Origin of the sequence: Salidesulfovibrio brasiliensis JCM 12178, from assembly GCF_001311825.1 — a bacterium.
GTDB lineage: Bacteria > Desulfobacterota > Desulfovibrionia > Desulfovibrionales > Desulfovibrionaceae > Pseudodesulfovibrio > Pseudodesulfovibrio brasiliensis.
This window is the reverse complement of record NZ_BBCB01000001.1, coordinates 96,919-115,568: the sequence shown is the minus strand read 5'-3', so window position 1 is coordinate 115,568 and position 18,650 is coordinate 96,919. Positions and strand designations below refer to the sequence as shown.

General features: G+C 56.7%; 20 protein-coding genes and 2 pseudogenes. 7 read left to right on the top strand and 15 right to left on the bottom strand.

Annotation, left to right across the window (positions count from 1 at the left end; genetic code table 11):
* Window positions 1-180: 180 nt before the first annotated feature.
* The gene (locus tag JCM12178_RS00630; protein WP_054648054.1) at window positions 181-1,632 is read right to left on the bottom strand and encodes a TrkH family potassium uptake protein; all 1,452 of its coding nucleotides are present in this window, start codon (window positions 1,630-1,632) and stop codon (window positions 181-183) included.
* A complete protein-coding gene (gene trkA / locus JCM12178_RS00625) occupies window positions 1,633-2,997 on the bottom strand; it encodes a Trk system potassium transporter TrkA (RefSeq protein ID WP_054648053.1) in 1,365 nt (454 codons plus the stop codon).
* An 86-nt stretch (window positions 2,998-3,083) separates the two neighbouring features.
* On the opposite strand from trkA, the gene JCM12178_RS19060 reads away from it, so the two are divergent.
* The 5 genes and pseudogenes from JCM12178_RS19060 to JCM12178_RS20420 all read left to right on the top strand — a co-directional run bounded on the left by JCM12178_RS19060 (window position 3,084) and on the right by JCM12178_RS20420 (window position 6,982).
* Complete coding sequence (locus JCM12178_RS19060) at window positions 3,084-3,368, top strand: hypothetical protein (protein WP_245628540.1); 285 nt, start codon at window positions 3,084-3,086, stop codon at window positions 3,366-3,368.
* A pseudogene (locus JCM12178_RS19050) lies at window positions 3,277-3,770 on the top strand (cytochrome c3 family protein). The gene JCM12178_RS19060 and the pseudogene JCM12178_RS19050 overlap by 92 nt, the downstream one beginning before the upstream one ends.
* A gap of 24 nt (window positions 3,771-3,794) precedes the next feature.
* On the top strand, window positions 3,795-5,177 hold the full coding sequence (locus JCM12178_RS00615; RefSeq protein WP_054648052.1) for a multiheme c-type cytochrome: 1,383 nt from the start codon (window positions 3,795-3,797) through the stop codon (window positions 5,175-5,177).
* A gap of 284 nt (window positions 5,178-5,461) precedes the next feature.
* Window positions 5,462-5,938: pseudogene (locus JCM12178_RS20425) on the top strand (MCP four helix bundle domain-containing protein); the annotation flags it as partial.
* A gap of 30 nt (window positions 5,939-5,968) precedes the next feature.
* Window positions 5,969-6,982: a methyl-accepting chemotaxis protein gene (locus JCM12178_RS20420; RefSeq protein ID WP_172677048.1), complete on the top strand. Its 1,014-nt coding sequence runs from the start codon at window positions 5,969-5,971 to the stop codon at window positions 6,980-6,982.
* Window positions 6,983-7,042: 60 nt separating this feature from the next.
* Here the strand turns inward: JCM12178_RS20420 and JCM12178_RS00605 are convergent, their stop codons facing one another.
* The 7 genes from JCM12178_RS00605 to JCM12178_RS00575 all read right to left on the bottom strand — a co-directional run bounded on the left by JCM12178_RS00605 (window position 7,043) and on the right by JCM12178_RS00575 (window position 12,076).
* Window positions 7,043-7,375: a ferredoxin-thioredoxin reductase catalytic domain-containing protein gene (locus JCM12178_RS00605; protein ID WP_054648050.1), complete on the bottom strand. Its 333-nt coding sequence runs from the start codon at window positions 7,373-7,375 to the stop codon at window positions 7,043-7,045.
* 2 nt (window positions 7,376-7,377) lie between these two features.
* Entirely contained in the window at window positions 7,378-7,629 is a 252-nt protein-coding gene (locus JCM12178_RS00600; protein WP_054648049.1) for a glutaredoxin family protein, read from the bottom strand.
* A 66-nt stretch (window positions 7,630-7,695) separates the two neighbouring features.
* A complete protein-coding gene (locus JCM12178_RS00595) occupies window positions 7,696-8,613 on the bottom strand; it encodes an amino acid ABC transporter permease (RefSeq protein WP_054648048.1) in 918 nt (305 codons plus the stop codon).
* Between the two features lie 12 nt (window positions 8,614-8,625).
* Window positions 8,626-9,462, bottom strand: a complete 837-nt coding sequence (locus JCM12178_RS00590) for a transporter substrate-binding domain-containing protein (protein ID WP_054648047.1) — start codon at window positions 9,460-9,462, stop codon at window positions 8,626-8,628.
* 19 nt (window positions 9,463-9,481) lie between these two features.
* The gene (locus JCM12178_RS00585; protein WP_054648046.1) at window positions 9,482-10,297 is read right to left on the bottom strand and encodes an amino acid ABC transporter permease; all 816 of its coding nucleotides are present in this window, start codon (window positions 10,295-10,297) and stop codon (window positions 9,482-9,484) included.
* A 133-nt stretch (window positions 10,298-10,430) separates the two neighbouring features.
* Window positions 10,431-11,075: a dTMP kinase gene (tmk, locus tag JCM12178_RS00580; RefSeq protein WP_054648155.1), complete on the bottom strand. Its 645-nt coding sequence runs from the start codon at window positions 11,073-11,075 to the stop codon at window positions 10,431-10,433.
* On the bottom strand, window positions 11,051-12,076 hold the full coding sequence (locus tag JCM12178_RS00575; RefSeq protein ID WP_245628520.1) for a 3'-5' exoribonuclease YhaM family protein: 1,026 nt from the start codon (window positions 12,074-12,076) through the stop codon (window positions 11,051-11,053). Before JCM12178_RS00575 ends, tmk begins: the two co-directional genes overlap by 25 nt.
* A 132-nt stretch (window positions 12,077-12,208) precedes the next feature.
* Between JCM12178_RS00575 and surE the strand changes: the two genes are divergently transcribed.
* Together surE and gap are read left to right on the top strand one after the other, a co-directional pair.
* Window positions 12,209-12,979: a 5'/3'-nucleotidase SurE gene (surE, locus tag JCM12178_RS00570; RefSeq protein ID WP_054648044.1), complete on the top strand. Its 771-nt coding sequence runs from the start codon at window positions 12,209-12,211 to the stop codon at window positions 12,977-12,979.
* A 69-nt stretch (window positions 12,980-13,048) separates the two neighbouring features.
* Window positions 13,049-14,032, top strand: a complete 984-nt coding sequence (gene gap / locus JCM12178_RS00565) for a type I glyceraldehyde-3-phosphate dehydrogenase (protein ID WP_054648043.1) — start codon at window positions 13,049-13,051, stop codon at window positions 14,030-14,032.
* 51 nt (window positions 14,033-14,083) lie between these two features.
* On the opposite strand, the gene JCM12178_RS00560 is transcribed toward gap, so the two are convergent.
* The 6 genes from JCM12178_RS00560 to JCM12178_RS00535 form a co-directional block, all read right to left on the bottom strand.
* On the bottom strand, window positions 14,084-15,172 hold the full coding sequence (locus JCM12178_RS00560; protein WP_083465658.1) for a (Fe-S)-binding protein: 1,089 nt from the start codon (window positions 15,170-15,172) through the stop codon (window positions 14,084-14,086).
* A 1-nt stretch (window position 15,173) separates the two neighbouring features.
* Window positions 15,174-15,878, bottom strand: coding sequence for a TVP38/TMEM64 family protein (locus JCM12178_RS00555; RefSeq protein WP_054648041.1), 705 nt, complete (start codon window positions 15,876-15,878; stop codon window positions 15,174-15,176).
* Between the two features lie 157 nt (window positions 15,879-16,035).
* Complete coding sequence (locus tag JCM12178_RS00550; RefSeq protein ID WP_054648040.1) at window positions 16,036-16,959, bottom strand: manganese-dependent inorganic pyrophosphatase; 924 nt, start codon at window positions 16,957-16,959, stop codon at window positions 16,036-16,038.
* A gap of 93 nt (window positions 16,960-17,052) precedes the next feature.
* The gene (locus JCM12178_RS00545; protein WP_245628517.1) at window positions 17,053-17,748 is read right to left on the bottom strand and encodes a PTS sugar transporter subunit IIC; all 696 of its coding nucleotides are present in this window, start codon (window positions 17,746-17,748) and stop codon (window positions 17,053-17,055) included.
* Entirely contained in the window at window positions 17,745-18,203 is a 459-nt protein-coding gene (locus JCM12178_RS00540; protein WP_054648039.1) for a PTS sugar transporter subunit IIB, read from the bottom strand. Before JCM12178_RS00540 ends, JCM12178_RS00545 begins: the two co-directional genes overlap by 4 nt.
* Window positions 18,204-18,647 (bottom strand): PTS sugar transporter subunit IIA, encoded by a 444-nt coding sequence (locus JCM12178_RS00535; RefSeq protein WP_054648038.1) that lies wholly within the window; start codon window positions 18,645-18,647, stop codon window positions 18,204-18,206.
* Window positions 18,648-18,650: the final 3 nt, after the last annotated feature.

The following is an 18,650-nucleotide window of genomic DNA, read 5'->3' as shown; positions in this document are numbered from 1 at the left end:
GCTTCTTCGCCCGGAACGATGCTGTAGGGCCAATAACTGCGGCGTTTTAAAGGCTTCTTTCAATCAGACATGTCTTGCATCAGCGCGTGGTGACGAATGAGATCGTCGCCACGCGATATACCGCCCTGCGTTTGAACGCACGGAAGGTTCCCTTGTGCCCTTCTCACCAGAGCGGTCCGCTTACTTTCTCCAGAATTCCGGTACGAAAAGAATGATGACCGTGTAGATTTCGAGTCGTCCGAGCACCATGCAGAGGGTCAGGGAGGCCTTGGCGAGTTCCGGCAGGTGCGCGTAGTTGTCCGTTGGTCCCACCGAGCCGATGCCGGGGCCGATGTTGCCGATGCAGGCAAGTGAAGCCGCAAAGGACGAGACAACGTCGACGCCCGTGGACGCGACCACGAAGGCCGCCAGCACGAACAGTCCGATCCAGAGAATGAAGAACCCCCACACGCCCCGGATGACGTCATCCGGCACCACGGTCTTGCCCATCTTGACCTTGGACACCGCACGCGGGTGAATGAGCCGGAACAGCTCCTGATAGGACTGCTTGAGAAGCAGCATGATGCGCATGACCTTCATGCCGCCGCCAGTGGAGCCGGCACACCCGCCGACGAACATGCAAAACAGTAAAATCCCCTGACACAAGGCAGGCCACAGCTCGTAGTCGGCTGTGGCGAAGCCGGTGGTGGTCAGGATCGAGGCTACCTGAAACGAGGTGAACCGCACTGCATCCGCTGTCGTGTCATAATGGTTGGCCATGTAGACCGAAACAGTCAGCACAGTGCAGAAGATGAGGAAAAGGCCAAGAAAGACACGGAATTCCGGATCGCGGAGCATAACCTTGGGCCTGCCCTTCAAAAGCAGGTAGTGCAGCGAGAAGTTGATGCCCGCAATGAGCATGAACACGGTGATGACGTAGTCAATGTAGGCCGAGTCGAAGGCGGCCACGGAGACGTTTTTGGTGGAGAAGCCGCCTGTGGCCATGGTCCCGAAGGTGTGGCAGAGCGCGTCGAAAAGGTCCATGCCGCCGAACATGAGCAGGATGGTCTCAATGACGGAAAAGACCAGATAGACCTTCCACAGCACCATGGCCGTGTCCTTGATGCGCGGCTTGAGCTTGTCCGGGACCGGGCCCGGCACTTCCGCCTTGTAAAGCTGCATGCCGCCGACCCCGAGGAACGGGAGGATGGCCAGCGACAGGACGATGATTCCCATGCCGCCGAGCCAGTGCGTCAGGCTGCGCCAGAACAGAATGCTGCGCGGTGCGGCCTCGATGTCCGTCATGACGCTGGCACCGGTAGTGGTGAAACCGGACAGGGACTCAAACACGCAGTCGATAAACGTCGGAAACGTATCCGCAAAAAGGAACGGCAGGCCACCGAATATTCCCGCAGCAAGCCACCCGAGAGCAACAATTGCCATACCCTCGCGATGACTGACCACGCCCTTCCTGCTCCGTGCAAAGCCGAAAAACAGCGCTGCGCCGGATGCCACTGTAATAATGGCTGAAACAATGAACGGCATAACGCCCGGATCACCGTACCAAACCGCCCACATGAGCGGCCAGAGCATGGTCAGCCCCACGCAGGCCGAAAGGGCCCCGATGATGTGCAGGACGAACTGCCAACGCATCTAGATGAACTCCATCTTGGCGTCGAGGGCTTTTTCCACCTTTGAGATGTTGTTCCGGGCGGACAGGATGACGAGGCGGTCTCCCGGCTCAATGACCGTATCACCGCGCGGGATGATGACGTCATGACCGCGTTGAAAGCACAGCACCAGCGAACCACGGGGAAAGTCGAGCTCCATGATCGGCTTGCCGACCACATCGGACTTCTCCTGCGCAATAGCTTCGAGCACTTCGGCCTCATCCGCCTTGATGCTGGCCGTGGATATGACCTGCCCTCTTCTGATGAAATGCAGCAGCGAGTTGATCGCCGATAGCCGCGGGCAGACGAGGTGGTCGATGCCGATGGGGTCGATGAGCGGCATGTATGCGAAATTGTTGATTCTCGTGGTCGTGCTGCGTGCGCCGAGGCTCTTGGCGAGCAGGCAGGTCAGGATGTTGGTTTCCTCGTCACCCGTCACCGCAATGACCATGTCCATGTCGCCGATATTCTCTTCGCGCAGGACTTCCTGATCCGTGCCGTCGCCCTGAAGAATGATGGGCCTGTCGAGCTGTTCCGAGAGGTACTGGCAGCGCTCGGGATCATTGTCCAGCAGGCGGGTATGGAAATGCTTGTTGTCGAGGGCTTTGGCGAGCTGGTAGCCGATGTTGCCGCCCCCCACGATCATGACCTTCTTGATGGGCTCGTACTTGATGCCGAGGCGGTCGATGATGTCGTCCTGATCGCGGATATCGCAGGCGAAATAGACCACGTCGCCCTTGCGGATTTCATCGACACCACTTGGGATGATAAGCTCGTCGTCACGCACAATGGCGGCGATGACCACGGGCACGTCGCCGATCCTGTCGCGCAGGTTCAGCAGTTTGGTGCCGATTACCGGGGAATCCGGCGGCAGGTTGACGCCGATGAGACGGATCTTGCCCTGCGCGAACTCGTTGATCTCAACAGCCCCCGGCACACTCATCAACCTGAGGATGGAGTCCACCACTTCCTGGTCCGGGTTGATGATTTTCTTGATGCCGATGGCCCCTTCACGCACCAGATTGGCATAATCCGTATAGTCGCGGTGCCGGATGCGCGCCAGCTTGGTTATGTCTTTGGAGAGCTGGTTTGCGAAGTAGCAGGACAGGATGTTTATTTCGTCGCTGTCGGTGACCGCAAGCAGGATGTCCGCGCCCTTGACCCCCGCCTCCTGCAGCACGCCGGGGCTGCTTCCGGAGCCTTTGATGGTCTTGACGTCCGTTGCCTCGGCCACTCGTTTGAGCGCGTCGGCAGATCTGTCAATGACGATAACTTCCTTGTTTTCCACGGCAAGTCGCCGTGAGATGTGAAAGCCGACTTCTCCGGCTCCGACAATGATGATTCGCAAGACAGGCTCCCTTAGCGTTTCAGAACAACCAACCGCATTTTCATACGCACCTTTGATCGGTTGCGCAATGTTGGTTTCTTCAGACTTTGCTCATTAATAATCCACCAAGATGGTCAGAAAAGAAAAATATTGATACGCCTATAGGAGGCGTTTTTGACTTGGGTCAAGTTTCTGAGCGCAAAAACGTGCAAAAATGGATTAATTTCTTGCCGTATGAACCTTTAAAAAAGACGGAGTTTGCCTATGAAGAAACCGTACAGGCCGATTCTCTGGATCATCATGGGAATCGTTCTGGGTTTTCCGGTCTTCAGCATGGCGTACTACACGATGGTGCGGACCTCCACACCGGAGTTCTGCGCTTCATGCCATGAGATCCAGGCCGCATACATGGCCTGGAAGACCTCCTCTCACGTCAACAACCCGCAGGGTTCGTTGCCGACTGCATGGACTGTCACTTGCCTGCTCCGCAGGATACCGTCAACTTCTTCTATATGAAGACCGCCCACGGCATCAAAGACGTTGTCGCGCATTTCATGGGGGTGAAATACGACCGGGCGGAACAGGCGGCAAAGGCGCGTGAGTCCATAAAAAACGCGCAGTGCCTCAAGTGTCATCGCAACATTCAGTTCATGCCGTACAAGCGAGGGGCCATGCTTGCACACAAGCAGGTGCTCTACCCCATGCCGGGGTATGAAAAGAAGTGCCTGGATTGCCACCAGAACCTCGTCCACGTTGACCGGGCCTACTACGACTACAAGCAACCCGAACTGTAACGAAAAGAAAGGGGTACAGAGGAGATGAGAAGATTTCTAATCATGATGCTGGCAGTTTCGGCGTTGGCCGTTGCGTCGGCAGCCGTGGCAGCCACGGCAGAAAACATCCCGAAGAAAAAGGAATTCAGGATCGAGCGCGGCATGTCCAAACAGGCAATGGCCTGCATTCAGTGCCACAAGCAGGAGTCGCCCGGACTGTTCGCCGACTGGGCCGCCAGCCGTCACGCTGCCGCCAACATCACCTGCATCGATTGTCACCAGGCAGACCCGCACGACAAGGACGTCAGCAAAAAACACTTCAAGCAGTACGAGCGCTCCGACAACAAGTGGGGAGTGAGCGAGTACAAGATTCCTGTGGCCGCCGTGGTCACGCCCAAGGACTGCTCGCGCTGTCACCCGGACGAGGTCAAGCAGTACAGCCGCTCCAAGCACGCCAAGACCAACATCATCGTGTGGAAGATCGACTTCTGGATGCAGAAGGGGCTCAACACGGACACCGAACGCGCCACCGGCTGCTATGCCTGTCACGGCTCGGTGCTGAGTGTTGATGAAAACGGCGAACTGGACAAGCAGACCTGGCCCAACGTCGGCGTCGGCCGCGTCAACCTCGACGGAAGCCTCGGCTCCTGCTCCAGCTGCCATACCCGACACCGCTTCTCCGTCATGGAAGCCCGCAAGCCCGAAGCATGCGGCCAGTGCCACCTCGGTCCGGACCATCCGCAGATCGAAATCTACAACGAATCCAAGCATGGCGCCATTTATGACGCCTTTGGTGACGAGTACAACTGGAATGCGGCCCCCGGTACCTGGACCCCGGGCGTGGACTACCGCGGCCCGACCTGCGCGAGCTGCCACATGTCCGGCTCCGGCACGGTCATGACGTCCCACGACGTGACCGAACGATTGAGCTGGGAAACCCAGGCCCCGCTGACAGTCAGGCCCGAAAACTTCAAGCCGCTCCCGGCCCAGACCAACTGGAAGACCGAGCGCGACAAGATGAAGGAAGTCTGCAAGCAGTGCCACGGCCAGACCTGGGTTGACGATCACTATGTCAAGCTTGACGCCGCCGTGGAGACCTACAACGAAACCTACTACAAGCCCGTGAAGGCCAAGCTGGACGAAATGTATGAAAAGGGTCTGCTCGACAAGAGCAACCCGTTCGATCAGGTTCCCGAGATCGAATACTACTTCCTCTGGCACCATGAAGGCCGCAGGGCACGCATGGGCGCTGCCATGATGGCCCCTGACTACGCGTGGTGGCACGGTTTCTTCGAATGCAAGCACCGTTTCATGGTCTTCATGAAGGAAGCCGACGAAATCCTCGCCTCCGGCAAGCCCGCTCACAAGTATGAGCCCTTCCCCGGAACAGGCGGTGATACCAAGCGGCCGAACATGCCCATGAACTAAGGTTCAATACATACGGCAAGAACACTAAAGCCCCGTCTCTGGCGGGGCTTTTCTTTTTCTATTGTGAGATTCCCTTAACCCACTGTCCTTTATTCAAAAGAACCTCCTTCATGCTGCGCCATTTTTGTCATATAAATGTCACACTGAAAACCATTCCTATATAGTATGAATAGAATCGACAACTGAATAGGCCGATACGAATCGGTCCCCTGAGAACATGAGAGAGGGAGTTTTACTATGAAGACTGCGACGAAACTGTATGCCTTGATGCTTTCGCCGTAGCCGTATCCATTCTGGTCGGTTTCATCGGCCTGAACAACGCAGCATTGGCCATTCGCGGCCTTGAAACCGTATATACTGATCGTGTGGTGCCTCTTGCGCAACTCAAGACCGTATCGGACATGTACGCGGTAAACATCGTGGATGTCTCCCACAAGGTTCGAAACGGCAACCTGAGCTGGAACGAAGGCGCGCGTGCTGTCAGGGAAGCCAAAAAGGTCATCAAAGAACAGCTTGACGCCTATCATGCCACGGAACTCACGCCGGAGGAGTCCCGGCTTGTGACCGAGGTGGACAGACTGCTTTCAGGTGCAAATGCGGCCATTGCCAAGCTTGAAGGGATTCTGAAGAGACAGGACGGCGAGGCGCTGGAACGATTCACCATTGAGGAACTCTACCCCATCATCGACCCCGTAACCGAAAAATACGGCGAGCTGGTACAGCTGCAGCTCGACGTTGCCAAGGAAGTCTACGAAGTGGACAAAGCTGCGTATGAGTCAAGCCGGACCATAATGTTTGTCATCATCCCTCTGGCAACCCTTCTGCTTTTTGTGGCGGCATGGCTGATTATCCGCCCCATCCTGAAGCAGCTCGGTGGCGAGCCCTCGGAAATCAACGAGCTTGCAGAACAAGTGGCCAACGGCGACATGGACATCCCCTTCGTGGAAGACGCCACCGGCATTCGCCTTGCCATGCAGAACATGGTGAGCAAACTCGCTGATATTATCACAAACATTACCGGCATCTCCGAATCCGTTGCTTCCGGGAGCGAAGAGATCGCTTCTGCCAGCGAGACGCTTTCGCAGAGCGCGTCCGGACAGGCGGCGAACGTTGAAGAGGTCTCCGCCAGCATGGAGGAAATGACCGGAAACATCGCCACAAACGCCGAAAACTCCAAGCGCACGCACTCCATCTCCATCGCGTCCTCGGAGCAGGCGGAAACTGGTGGCAACGCCGTAAATCAGACCGTCAACGCCATGCGTGAGATAGCGGATAAGATCAGCATTGTGGAAGAAATCGCCCGCCAGACCAACCTGCTGGCCCTCAATGCTGCCATTGAGGCCGCCCGTGCCGGAGAGCACGGCAAAGGATTTGCGGTCGTGGCGGCTGAAGTACGCAAGCTGGCCGAACGCAGCGGTGAAGCCGCAAGCGAAATCAGCGAGCTTTCCACGAACAGCGTAAACGTTGCCGAGGAGGCCGGACGCCTGATTACCGAGATAGTACCGAAGATCAAGGAAACCGCTGAACTGGTCAACGAAGTAAGCGCAGCGAGCACGCAGATGGATGAGGGCGCAGGTCAGGTCAACGACGCCCTGCAGCAGCTTGACAGCATGATTCAGCAGAACGCGTCGGCATCAGAAGAACTGGCTAGCACGAGTGAACATCTGGCCGCACAGGCACAGGAGCTCATACAGGCGACCGCATTCTTCACTTTCTCCCATCATGGAGGTGGCAAGGCGAGGACGAAGATGGCCGCCCTGCCCGCCTCGGACGAGTACGACGATTCTGTCTTTGAACGGCTCTAACCAGATGATACAACGAAAACGGCCGCTCCAGATCTGGAGCGGCCGTTTTCATTAGGCTGTCTAAAAAATGATTTTTTCCGGAGGTCTTCTCTCGGGAACAACTTCCTTCTCAATGGCGTCTTCGTTCCATTCCTTGGAAACATACAGGCCACAGAAACAGGCTCCGTACTCCTTGACGTCCGGCTCACGGTATTCGCAGGGACAAATGATATCCCTATCCGCCTCGAAGCTGCCGTTGGCAAGCCTGCACGGACAGGCCATGTACCCGAGTTTTTCCTTGTTTTCCAAAAGGCTTTCGAGGAGTTGCAGGGTCATCTCCTCGTCCTTGTTGAAATAATATCCCTTAGGCTCCTGAATCTTCTTAAGGGCTTCAAACAGCTCGCGGGCCTCCATGGCTAATCCTCCAGCGCCTTGTCGATCTTGTCCTTATTGAACCCGACCACGACGCTGTCGCCGATGACAATGGTGGGGAAGGAAACTGCGGGATTGTGCCCCTTGACCTCTTCGATGGTCTCACGGCGCTCATCGCCCTCAAGCTTATCCACAAACGTGCAGTTGTATTTCACGCCGCACTCGTCGAGATACTTTTTTGCGTTTTTGCAGTGCACGCACGTGCTGAGAGCATAAATCTTGATATCCTTACTCATGGAGCCTCCGAATAGTTTTTGCATTTCAGGTGGTAGGCACGAAGTATTCTTATGCTCTTTTCCGCTCTACCTGTCAAAGCGATGCACCCCGTTGGCGTTCACTTTCCGCTCAAGAGCATCCACAAGCGTGGAGCACAAAAATGTCAGCACGAAATACAGCAACAGAATGGTAATCCATATCTCGAACGTACGGTATGTGGCGGCCATGATCTGCAAACCCTGATAGGTGAGTTCCTGAATGGAAATAATGGCCACGATCGAGGAATCCTTGATGGTCGAAATGAACTGTCCTGCCAGCGCCGGAAGCATCCGGGTTAGCGCCTGCGGCAGGATGATGAATCTGAGCTGCTGACGGCGCGTGAAGCCCTGAGCGCACGATGCCTCCCACTGGCCGCGCTCCAGCGACTCCACCCCTGCCCTGACGATCTCGGCAATATATGCGCCCTCGAACAGGCCTATGGTGATGGTGGCGGAAACGAACTGCGGCAATTGCTCAACAGGCCCGAAAAGGATCGGGATGACGGTCTGCGGCTCGGAAGAAAGATGCACCACGAGCGCGTCCATGTGCATCAACGACATGAGCTGGTCGCCAATGAAGAAATAAAACACGAAGACGATGACCAGCGGCGGCGTGTTGCGAACCAGCTCCACATAGGTCGTGGCAAGCTGGCGATAAAAAAGGCGCGGACTGACGCGCATGAGGCCAAACACCAATCCGAGAAGCATGGCGATCAGACCGCCCCAGATGCTCAACCGAAGGGTGGTGAACAGGCCCCGAAGCAAAAGACCGGGGACAAGGCCGCCCGACGCCTCGTCCGTGCGTAGCAGGTACTGGGGTATGATCGACCATTTCCAGTGATAGTCGAGCGTTGTGGCCGTCTTCTGGACAAACCACACCACCAGCCCTGCCACGACGACGAATACGATGACGTCGAGCGGCCTGAATATGCGTTTTTTCGCTCTTGGCGATTCAGGCTGTTGCAAGATCGTTCAGAGCTACTGAAGCTGAGATTCCCATTCCTTGGACTTGAACCAGTAGTCATACCGGTTCTGAAGCCAGCCGCTGGAGAAGTTCACGCGAATCCAGTTGTTCAGGAAGTTCGTGAAATCATAGTCGCTCTTGCGCACCGCAAAGGCGATGGGTTCGCGGGTAAAGTCCTCGGAAAGCGGCATGTAGAGCTTGTCCGGATATTCTCCTGCAAGAGACTCCGGAAGGGGATTCGAGGCCACCAGCGCCTGCGCCCGACCGCTCAGGAGTTCCTGAATGGTCTGGGATTCGTCGCTGAAGACCTTGAGTTGCGCTTTGGGAAGGAAGTTCTTGGCGGCCACGTGGGCGGTGGTGCCCATGCGGACAGTTATGATGGTTTCCGGCGTGTTGAACTCGGCAAGCGTGGTTTTCTTTCCAGCCTTTTTGCTGCTGGCCACGATGCTCATGCCGGAAAATTCATATGGTATGGAGAAGTTGACCTTGAGGTTTCGCTTGGGCGTAACGGTCATGCCGCCGATGATGATGTCGAACTTGCCGCCCAGCAGTGCCGGGATGATGCCGTTCCACTGGGTGGGAACGAGCTGGAGCTTGACGCCCATGTCTTCGGCCAGCTTGGTGGCCACGTCGATTTCAAACCCGATGTACTTGCCGTTCTTGTCTTTCATGGCCCAAGGCTTGAAAGTGTCGAAACCGACACGGATGGCCTGACGCTTCATCACGTTTTCAAGCGTACTGCTCTGGGCAAGGTCCTGACGCGTGTCGTCCGCAGCGTAGGAGACGTGCGACACCCCCAGAATGACGATCATAGCTACGAGCCCTATGGCTACTGTTCTCCAGATTGTCATGGTCAACTCCTTTTCGGTTTTATGTCAACATCAGCCGTTTTTCCATAACGGCTGCCAGACGTGAAAGGGTCACCGTCACAGCCAGATAAATGGCCGCCACCGTGAACCAGACTTCAAACGTCAAAAATGTTTCGGCAACAATGTTCTGCCCCTGCATGGTCAGGTCCATGATGGCGATGGTACTCACCAGCGCCGAGTCCTTGACCAGTGAGACCACCTGCCCGGTCAGCGGCGGCAGGATGCGCCGGATGGCCTGCGGCAGGATGATGTAGGTGTACATGACGTACGGCCCCATGCCCTGCCCTCGCGCGGCCTCGAACTGGCCCTTGTCGATGGAGGTAATGCCTGCGCGAAAGATTTCCGATGCGTAGGCGCCCTCGAACAGGCTAAGCGCCAGCACCGCGGCCCAGAACGCGCTCATGTCCAAAACCGGGGCTATAACGAAATAGATGAAGAAAAGCTGGATCAGGAGTGGCGAGTTACGGATCAATTCCATGTAAACCCTCGCCACGGTCCGCAGCGACACATACGAGGACATTCGAAACAGCGCGGTTGCCAGCCCCACGGCAAAAGCAAGTCCCATACTCGCGGCGGTTATCTGAAAGGTCACCAGCAGCCCGTCAAGCAACGGACCGGCGCGGAAGCCCTCCTCGCCCATGGTGAAGAGATACTTGGGAATCTGGTACCACTGCCAGTTGTAGCCGAGGCGCTCGGACCCCGCCAGCAGTAGCCAGCAGACACCAGCCATCACCAGCGCGTATTGCGCGGTATCAAGGAGGCACTGCCGCCAGTCGCAGGCTTTTTCATATGGGAGTGAACATCCGTTCTGTGTCATGCAAGGCTCTTCATCATTGACGTCTTGTCGAGAGTCTACAACCTAGCATAACAACATGAAAATAACAGGAAAAAAAACCACGGGACGACCGGTCGTCGCCCCGTGGTGGTCATGTCTCAATACTGTAATGATATTATTTGTTTTCTTCAAAAAACCGCTGCTCTATAAAATGTTTGATCTGTTCAAAGACCTGCTCCGGCGTGCCGGAGGCGTCCGCAACCTTGAAACGCTTCTGGTTTACCGCCGCCCATGTAAGGTAGCCTTCCCGGATGCGATTGTGAAACGAGACGTGCTCGGCTTCGAAGCGCCCTTCCTTCTGGGTCATGCCCTTCTGGATATTTCGGGTCATGGCCCGCTTCAGGCCTGTTTCCACGTCGAGGTCGAGCAACAGCGTCAGCTCCGGCCAGGTGCCGTCCACGGCCACCTCATTGAGATGGTGAAGCATCTTGGTGTCCAGCCCCCGTCCGTAGCCCTGATAGACCACGGTGGAGTCGGCAAAACGGTCGCAGATGACGGCCTTGCCCTCTTCCAGCGCGGGACGGACTATCTCGGAAATGTGCTGGGCGCGGTCGGCCAGATAAAGGAACAGCTCGGTGAGCGAAGTCAGGTCCCTGTTGTCGGTACTCAACAGCATCTTGCGAAGCTCGGCACCGATCCGGCTGCCACCGGGCTCACAGGTAAGAAGGACCTCCATCCCACGGGATTCGAGGTACTCCTTGAGCAGCTTGCACTGCGTGGATTTGCCGGTTCCCTCTATCCCTTCAAAGGTAATAAACATTGATTCTTCTCCTTGTTGGCCTTGGCGCGCGCCGGGTCGGGGGTACGCGTGGGGCGGAAAATGTCGCGCTCAAGGAACCGCAGGTACGGGGACCACTCCTGTCCGGCCTGTTCCATGTCCTCGTAGGCCTTGTCGATCATGTTCATCTTCGCGTCCATATTGTCCGCAAAATGCAGGGCAAAGCCTTCCGGCGTCTTGGGCCGCACTGGGGAGCCGAAGTCATGCTCACCGTGATGGCTGGTAATCAGATGGCGCAGGTGCAGCTTGAGGCCCTCTTCAAGGTCCTTGGAACGTTTAAGGAACGGTTCAAGTTTTTCCTGACCCATCTGAATGTGCCCGAGCAGCTTGCCTTCGTCCGTGTACTCGTGCGCAGGACCGCTGGTGAGCTCCCAAGCCTTGCCGAGGTCGTGGAAGATGGCCCCTGCCAGAAGCGTCTGGCGGTCGAGCGTCTCGTAAACATCGCACATGGCCATGCAGAGCTTCGCCACGCCGAGTGTATGCTCCAGCAGTCCGGCGATGTAGGCGTGATGGACTGTCTTTGCCCCGGGCGCGGTCATGAACTTCTGCCGGATATCTTCGCTCCTGAGCACCTTGCGGCAGAATTTCTTCCACGGCTTGTATTTCATGTGCTCGGTGACGAGATCTTCCAGCTCCTCCATCATTTCTTCAGCGGACCGTCTGGCCGCGGGCATGAACTGGGCGATGTCGTGACCGTTCCCGGACGGCGAGAGGTCCATGAAATCGATACGGACCTGCGGCTTGTCGCGGTAGGTCTCGACCAGCCCCTCGATCAGGGCGATGGAACCGGTTTCGATGCTCGCAAACTGCTGGCTGAGCGGGTTCCATATCTTGGCCTCGACCTTGCCGGAGCAATCCTGCAGGTGGATGTTCCAGTACGGACCGTTTCTCGACTGCCCGAGGTCAGCCCGGGCGATCAGGAACAGGTCGCGGACCCGTTCACCGGGTACTATATCACGTATGTAATGCGACTTTTGCGTCACTGTTGTTGCCATTGGTTGTAAGTTGAGGTACCCCGCCGATAAGCGGAGCCCTGTCAGGGGCTTTGGGATTGAATGCTGCCGTCAGCATTTATGAACCTGATTTCACACGAATTGTCAAATTCGGAGCTGTTGATGAACATTCTTCTGACCAACGATGACGGCATACAAGCCGTCGGACTCAGGGCACTGTACCATGCCCTCATCGAGGCCGGGCACAGCGTGCGCGTGGTGGCTCCGGTGACGGAACAATCTGCCGTGGGTCACGCCGTGACCCTGAGTATGCCCCTGAAGGTAAAAGACTTTCAGGAAGACCACTTCCAGGGACAAGGTGTCTACGGCACTCCCGTGGACTGTGTCAAACTGGCGCTCTCCACCCTTCTGGACAGTCCCCCCGAGCTCGTCCTCTCCGGCATCAACGCCGGGGCGAACGTGGGCGTGGACATCCTTTACTCCGGTACGGTCTCGGCCGCAACCGAAGGGGCGCTCATGCGCCTGCCTTCCATGGCCGTGTCCTTCGACGACTTCAACCCCGGCGATCTTTCGGGGCAGGCCCGTCACGCAGTCAGCCTGATTCCTGAGATTCCGTGGAGAAAACTGCCCGGGAAGTGCGTGCTGAACCTGAATTATCCCAAGGGAAGCATTGAAGAAGCCAAAGGGCTGCGCACCTGCCCGCACACCCGAGCATCGTACAATGACGTTTACGACAGCCGTATCGACCCCAGAGGGCGACCCTATTACTGGCTGGACGGCGTCATCCCGCCCGAATCCATCAGCCCGGACCGGGACCGCGCACTGCTTACCGATGGCTATATCACCCTGACACCGCTGCACTTCGACTTCACCGACAGGGACGCGCTCACCATGCTCAACGATCATGGGATCGAGAACCCCGTTGACGAATAATAATTGCATTTGTATTGTTTTCGCGCTCAAAGGGCATAATGGAATTCAACCTTTCCGGGAGGATAAGACATGGCTATAAAGCTTGGCATCAATGGTTTCGGTAGAATCGGCAGATACCTGACCCGTCTGTTGGCCGACGACAAAGACCTTGAAATCGTTGCGGTGAACGCCCGTGCGTCCAACGAAGACCTCGCCCACCTGCTCAAGTACGACTCCGTGCACGGCACCTTTGAGGGGGTCGAGGCCACGGCCAACGGCTTCAGCGTCAACGGCCGTGAGATTGCCGTGACGCGCAAAGCTCCCGGTGAGTGGACCTGGGGGGAACTCGGCTGCGACATGGTCATCGAAACCACCGGAAAATTTACCGATCGCGAAAGCAGCGAAAAGCATCTGGCCTGCGGAGCCAAGCGCGTCATCATCTCCGCCCCCGGCAAGGAAACCGACGTCACCGTTGTCTACAATGTCAACGATGACGACATGAAGCCGGAGCACAAAATCGTATCCGCCGCTTCCTGCACCACCAACTGTCTGGCGCCCGTCGTCAAGGTCGTGAACGACAAGTTCGGCATCAAGCACGGCATCATGACCACAGTGCACTCCTACACCATGAGCCAGCGCATTCTTGACGGTTCCCACAAGGACATCCGTCGCGCCCGCGCCTGTGCCATCAACATGGTCCCCACCACCACCGGTGCGGCCAAGGCCGTGGGCCTCGTACTGCCCGAACTGAACGGCAAGCTCGACGGCATGGCCATCCGCGTGCCGACCCCAAACGTGTCCCTTGTGGACCTCGTGGTCGAGATGGAAAAGAAGGCCACTGCCGAAGAGGTCAACGCGGCGCTCAAGGCGGCAGCCAACGAATCCATGGGCTACACCGAGGAACCGCTCGTGTCCGTTGATTACATGGGATCCACTTTCGGCGGCGTGGTGGATGCCCCCCTGACTCGCATCATGGGCGACACCCAGCTCAAGCTCATCATCTGGTACGACAACGAGGCCGGTTTCACCAACCAGCTCCTCCGTGTCATCCGCAAGGCCGCCAAGCAGCTGTAAACAACGCACCCGGAACGGAAAACAACGAAGGCCCCGCCATGCGGGGCCTTTTTATTTGAATTCCTTTTTCAAGCTTCGCTTCAGAATGAGTCGATTGAGATAGGTCATGGGGGATCGCACCGGCCTGAACGTGCCCTGCCGCACTTCTTCGGGATAAAACATGGCATCCAGCAAATGATACGCGCTGCTTTTTTGTGACAGAAATCCGGCACAGCCCGCACAGTACGTAATGATGGGGTTGCCGCCAGCCTGTCTGGAGCACCGCTCGGTCCATTTGCCAGCCAGATCGGGCCGGACCGCCGCAACCGTGCCCCCTTCTCCGCAGCAGAGCGTCCGAGAAGGCTTTCGCTTGCTCTTGACGACATCCAGCCCGTTTCGACTGGCCAAGACACGCACAGCCTCGTGAATCTGCGGCTCATGACGCAACGGGCAAGGGTCATGCAACGAAACGGCCATACTTGAGGCGGCTTCGAATTCGTTACCTTGATCGGCAAGAATCTCGTAAACTGAAACCGTCTCAAGCCCTTCCCCATATTGCCGAAAGACCTTGAAGCAGTTGGGGCAGGCCACCAGCACGCGCTTTATGCCACGCTCTTTCAGCCTGTGAGAGATTGCACCGAATTGCTTGGAGAAGAACTCGCGTCGGCCAAGGTCGTGGGACGGCTTGTGACAGCAGTCGAGCATGACGCCAAGCGACGGGACGAGGTTTTGCAGCAGGCGAAGCAGCTTGGTGGTGGTTCCGGGCCGAGTGCCCGGCAACGTGCATCCGGGGAAAAGCACCGTGTCACAACCAGCAGGCGTATGCAGACTGGAAAACCAGCGAGACGTCCCTGCCGCCTCGTATCGAATGATTGGTTCGTAGCGCTTACGGTCTATTCGCCCCTCGGCCCACGCTTTTTCGCGCATGGCAAGGAACAGGCCGACAGGGTTGAGTCCTTCGGGACAGACCACGCCGCACAGTCCGCACAGACTGCACTCGAATGCAACCTCCGGGTGCGGCGACGCTTCCTCCAGAGATGCAGCAATACCAGCAGGCGTTCCGTGTTCCCTGAGAAACGCGCATCCGGCGACACACGCGCCGCAATCCGTACATTGTGAACGAATCTCATTGGATATGTCAGTGAGTTTTATTGACTTCACTTTAGAGCCCTGTCTGCGAACGGCCTGTTTTCCGCCTGTAGAAGTTTATGGCCTTCTTGGCGATCAGCGGAAACAGTCCCAACAATGCAAAAGAGAGAATCAAGTCTAGCGACAGGATGCCGGAGACGGACTCAATCTGGGCTATCTGACTGCCCGCATTGACGAAAACAAATGTTCCGGCCAGCATCCCCACCTGCGACACCCAGTAGAACGTTCGAAGCGGCATTTCGGTCAGCCCCATGACCAAATTGATCACGAAGAACGGAAAAATCGGAATCAGACGCATGGTGAATAGATAGAACGCGCCTTCACGCTCAATTCCTCTATTGATTCTGGCAAGCCTGTCGCCGAATCTGGCCTGAACCCAGTTGCCGAGGATGTAACGCGAGATCGCACAGGCCAGTGTCGCGCCTATTGTACTGGCAAAGGAAACAATGACGGTCCCTGTCAATGCGCCGAACATGGCCCCGGCAGCGAGAGCAAGGATGGTGGCTCCGGGCAGGCTGAGCGTGACCATAGGGATGTAGATTCCGACAAAGGCGCCGATGACCAGAAGTGGCTTGTCTGCATAAAGCCTGTTCAATTCGGCCTGCGATTCCTTGATCTGTTCGAGCGTCAGGTGCTCATGAAGCCCGAAATAAAAAAAGAGCAGCGCAATCACGGCCAGTGCCGCGAGTATGACCAGTTTACGTCCGAGTTGTCCCATGCGCTCTCCTGTTGCGTACATTGCTGAAATCAGCGTCGAACATAGCGAATACTTGGAACAAATGGAATGCTCTGCTTGATAAAAGGCATAAGAAAAGGCCCGGTGCGCCAATCGCACCGGGCCTGACTTTGCGCTAGAACAAGCTCTTGTCGGTCAATTAGCCTTCAAAAGCCTTGATGAAGTTGGGAGCAACCTGCTTCTTGCGGGACATGACGCCCTCAAGCCACACGGAGTTGCCTTCAACCTTGATGCCGTCAAAAGCCTTTGCGACGACGGAAGCGTCATCGGAGGCGATCAGCATTTCGGAGCCTTCCTTCATGATGTCGGTGAGCAGCAGGAAAACGGAGTGGCGGCCGTCGGCCTTGACCTTCTCGATTTCAGCCTGCAGGGCTTCCTTGTGAGCGTCGAGCATGGACAGGTCCACGACTTCCAGCTGGCCGATGCCGACCTTGTTGCCGGACATGTCGAAGTCCTTGTAGTCACGGAAGACCAGTTCGCTGGCGGAAGCGCCGTCAACGGCGGACTTGACCTTGAACATTTCCATGCCGAGAGCCATCACGTCGGAAACGCCGGCGAGCTTGGCCAGTTCTTCAACAGCCTTCTTGTCAGCGTCGGTGCAGGTGACGGACTTGAACATGACGGTGTCGGAGAGGATGGCACAGAGCAGGATGCCAGCGACGTTCTTGGGCATTTCGATGCCGTAGAAGTCGTACATGGCCTTGATGACGGTGCCGGTGCAGCCCACGGGCCAGACCCACATTTCGAGCGGGTTGGGGGTGGAGACGTCGCCCAGCTTGTGGTGGTCGACGACGGCCACGATTTCACCCTTTTCCAGGTTGTCCATGGACTGGGAAAGGTCGGTGTGGTCGACCAGAATGATCTGCTGGTCGGTGGCGTCGGTCATGACTTCCGGGGCGGAGAAACCGAACTTTTCGAGAACGAAGGCGGTTTCGGGAGCGATCTCACCCTGTGCGATGGGCTTGGCTTCCAGGCCGCGCTTGGTCCAGAGGTCTGCAACCGCGATGGCGGAAGCAATGGTGTCGGTATCCGGGTTTTTGTGTCCAACAACTACGATAGCCATATTAACTCCTCCTAAAATGGATTTTTCTACCACTACGGGCTCTTCCAAAATTCAAGAATGTTCCATTTATCACAAAGTCCTCCGGCTGCCAAGTCAGAATGCATGCCGGAATGAGAAAAACAGCACAAGCCCCGCACAGACAAAAAGCACAGCATATGCGCGCCTTAGGCGCAGCGCCATGACCCCGCCAAGAGTGGCTGCGATGAGCAGATGAGCCCATGTGATCTTGAGCCCAGAAAGAAGCGGACTCAGCTTTGGCAGCAGGTATTCGAGGCCATGAACGTAAACGATCATTATTAGATAGAAAAGGACAAACGAATAGGAGAAGTACGCGAGTGCGGAGCGAAGAATGAGCTTGCCGGGAAGCTCTGCCCTGTCAGGTTTTCTGGACCAGTTTAGCAGCAGGTTGTAGCTTTTCTTCTCGCGCATCCGCTGTACCCCTTCCAACTGTGCCCCGAGCCACGCAAGCGGCATGCAGGCAAACAGAATGATCAGAACCTTGGATGCGTTTACAACGTCGAACCAGATGGTCAGTGCCAGAGCTGCGAACGCGGCTGCAGTGAGATGGGGGGGGATAAACGTGCCGACCGGAAGGAGGTCGAGCCAGAAAAGTTCGAAAAAAATGGCCACGGCCATGCAGGTCTCGAACCGTCCGGTCACCAGCGCCCAGAACAGGCCGATCACCAGTGGACGCTCAAGGAGCCCGATGCTTACCGTGCTTCTGAAGAGCGCAAACAGGGCAAAAAAAAAAGCGACGACAGCGAACCAGATGAACGGCGATGCCATCATGACGGGAACCTCACCTGTACGGGATCGTTGGGGACGCAGCGAAAATCGAGGGAAACGCCTTTCCTGAAGAGATACCGCAAACAGTTCTCCTCTTCCGGAGAGAGCGCCACGCTCGGTGAAATCTGTTTTTTGCCGGGACTGTAATGGACGTTGCCGATGTTCAGGTCATCGTACGACCATCCGCTGTCATAGGCGCGTCGGGCGTCGGCGCAATTGGACACCAGCACCAGAACCTCGGAAGCCTTCATGGTGTCCAGTTGGCTGCCCAACTCCTCAAGCTGAACGAAATGACATTCAATGTTGCCGGGAATTGCCAGAGACATGATCTGCTGCTGCATGATGTCGCCGGAAAGCTCGTCATTGGCCACGACAATGGTTTTGGCCCCGGTGTAAGGGAGCCACGACTCTATCACCTGTCCGTGAATGAGACGATTGTCGATCCGGATGAGCACCATCTAATGTTTCCCCTGTTTTCGCCCCTTGCCGCGCAGCAGTTCGCCTGCGACCTTGATGCCCTGCTTTCCAGCCTCGGATGCTTCCTGCGCCAGCTTGGTGAGTTGCATCTGGCGTGACTGCAAGGCTTTGACGAGCATGGGCAGGTTCACGCCGGTGACAACCTCCACGTTCTCGGTCTTGAGAAGCGAGAGGCTCAGCGTCGTCGGAGAACCGCCGAAAAGGTCTGTGAGAATGAGGACTCCCTTTCCGGAATCGATCCGTTTGAGCGCACCGCGGATGGCTTCCACGGTCTCGTCTACACCGATCTCAACATCGACGGCAACGGATTCAAGCCCTTCCTGAGGGCCGAGCACACTGCTTGCCGCGTTTATGAGTTCCTTTCCGAAGACGCCGTGCGTAACAAGAAGCACGCCCGCGCCGGGATTTTCCTTCTTTTCGGACATAAC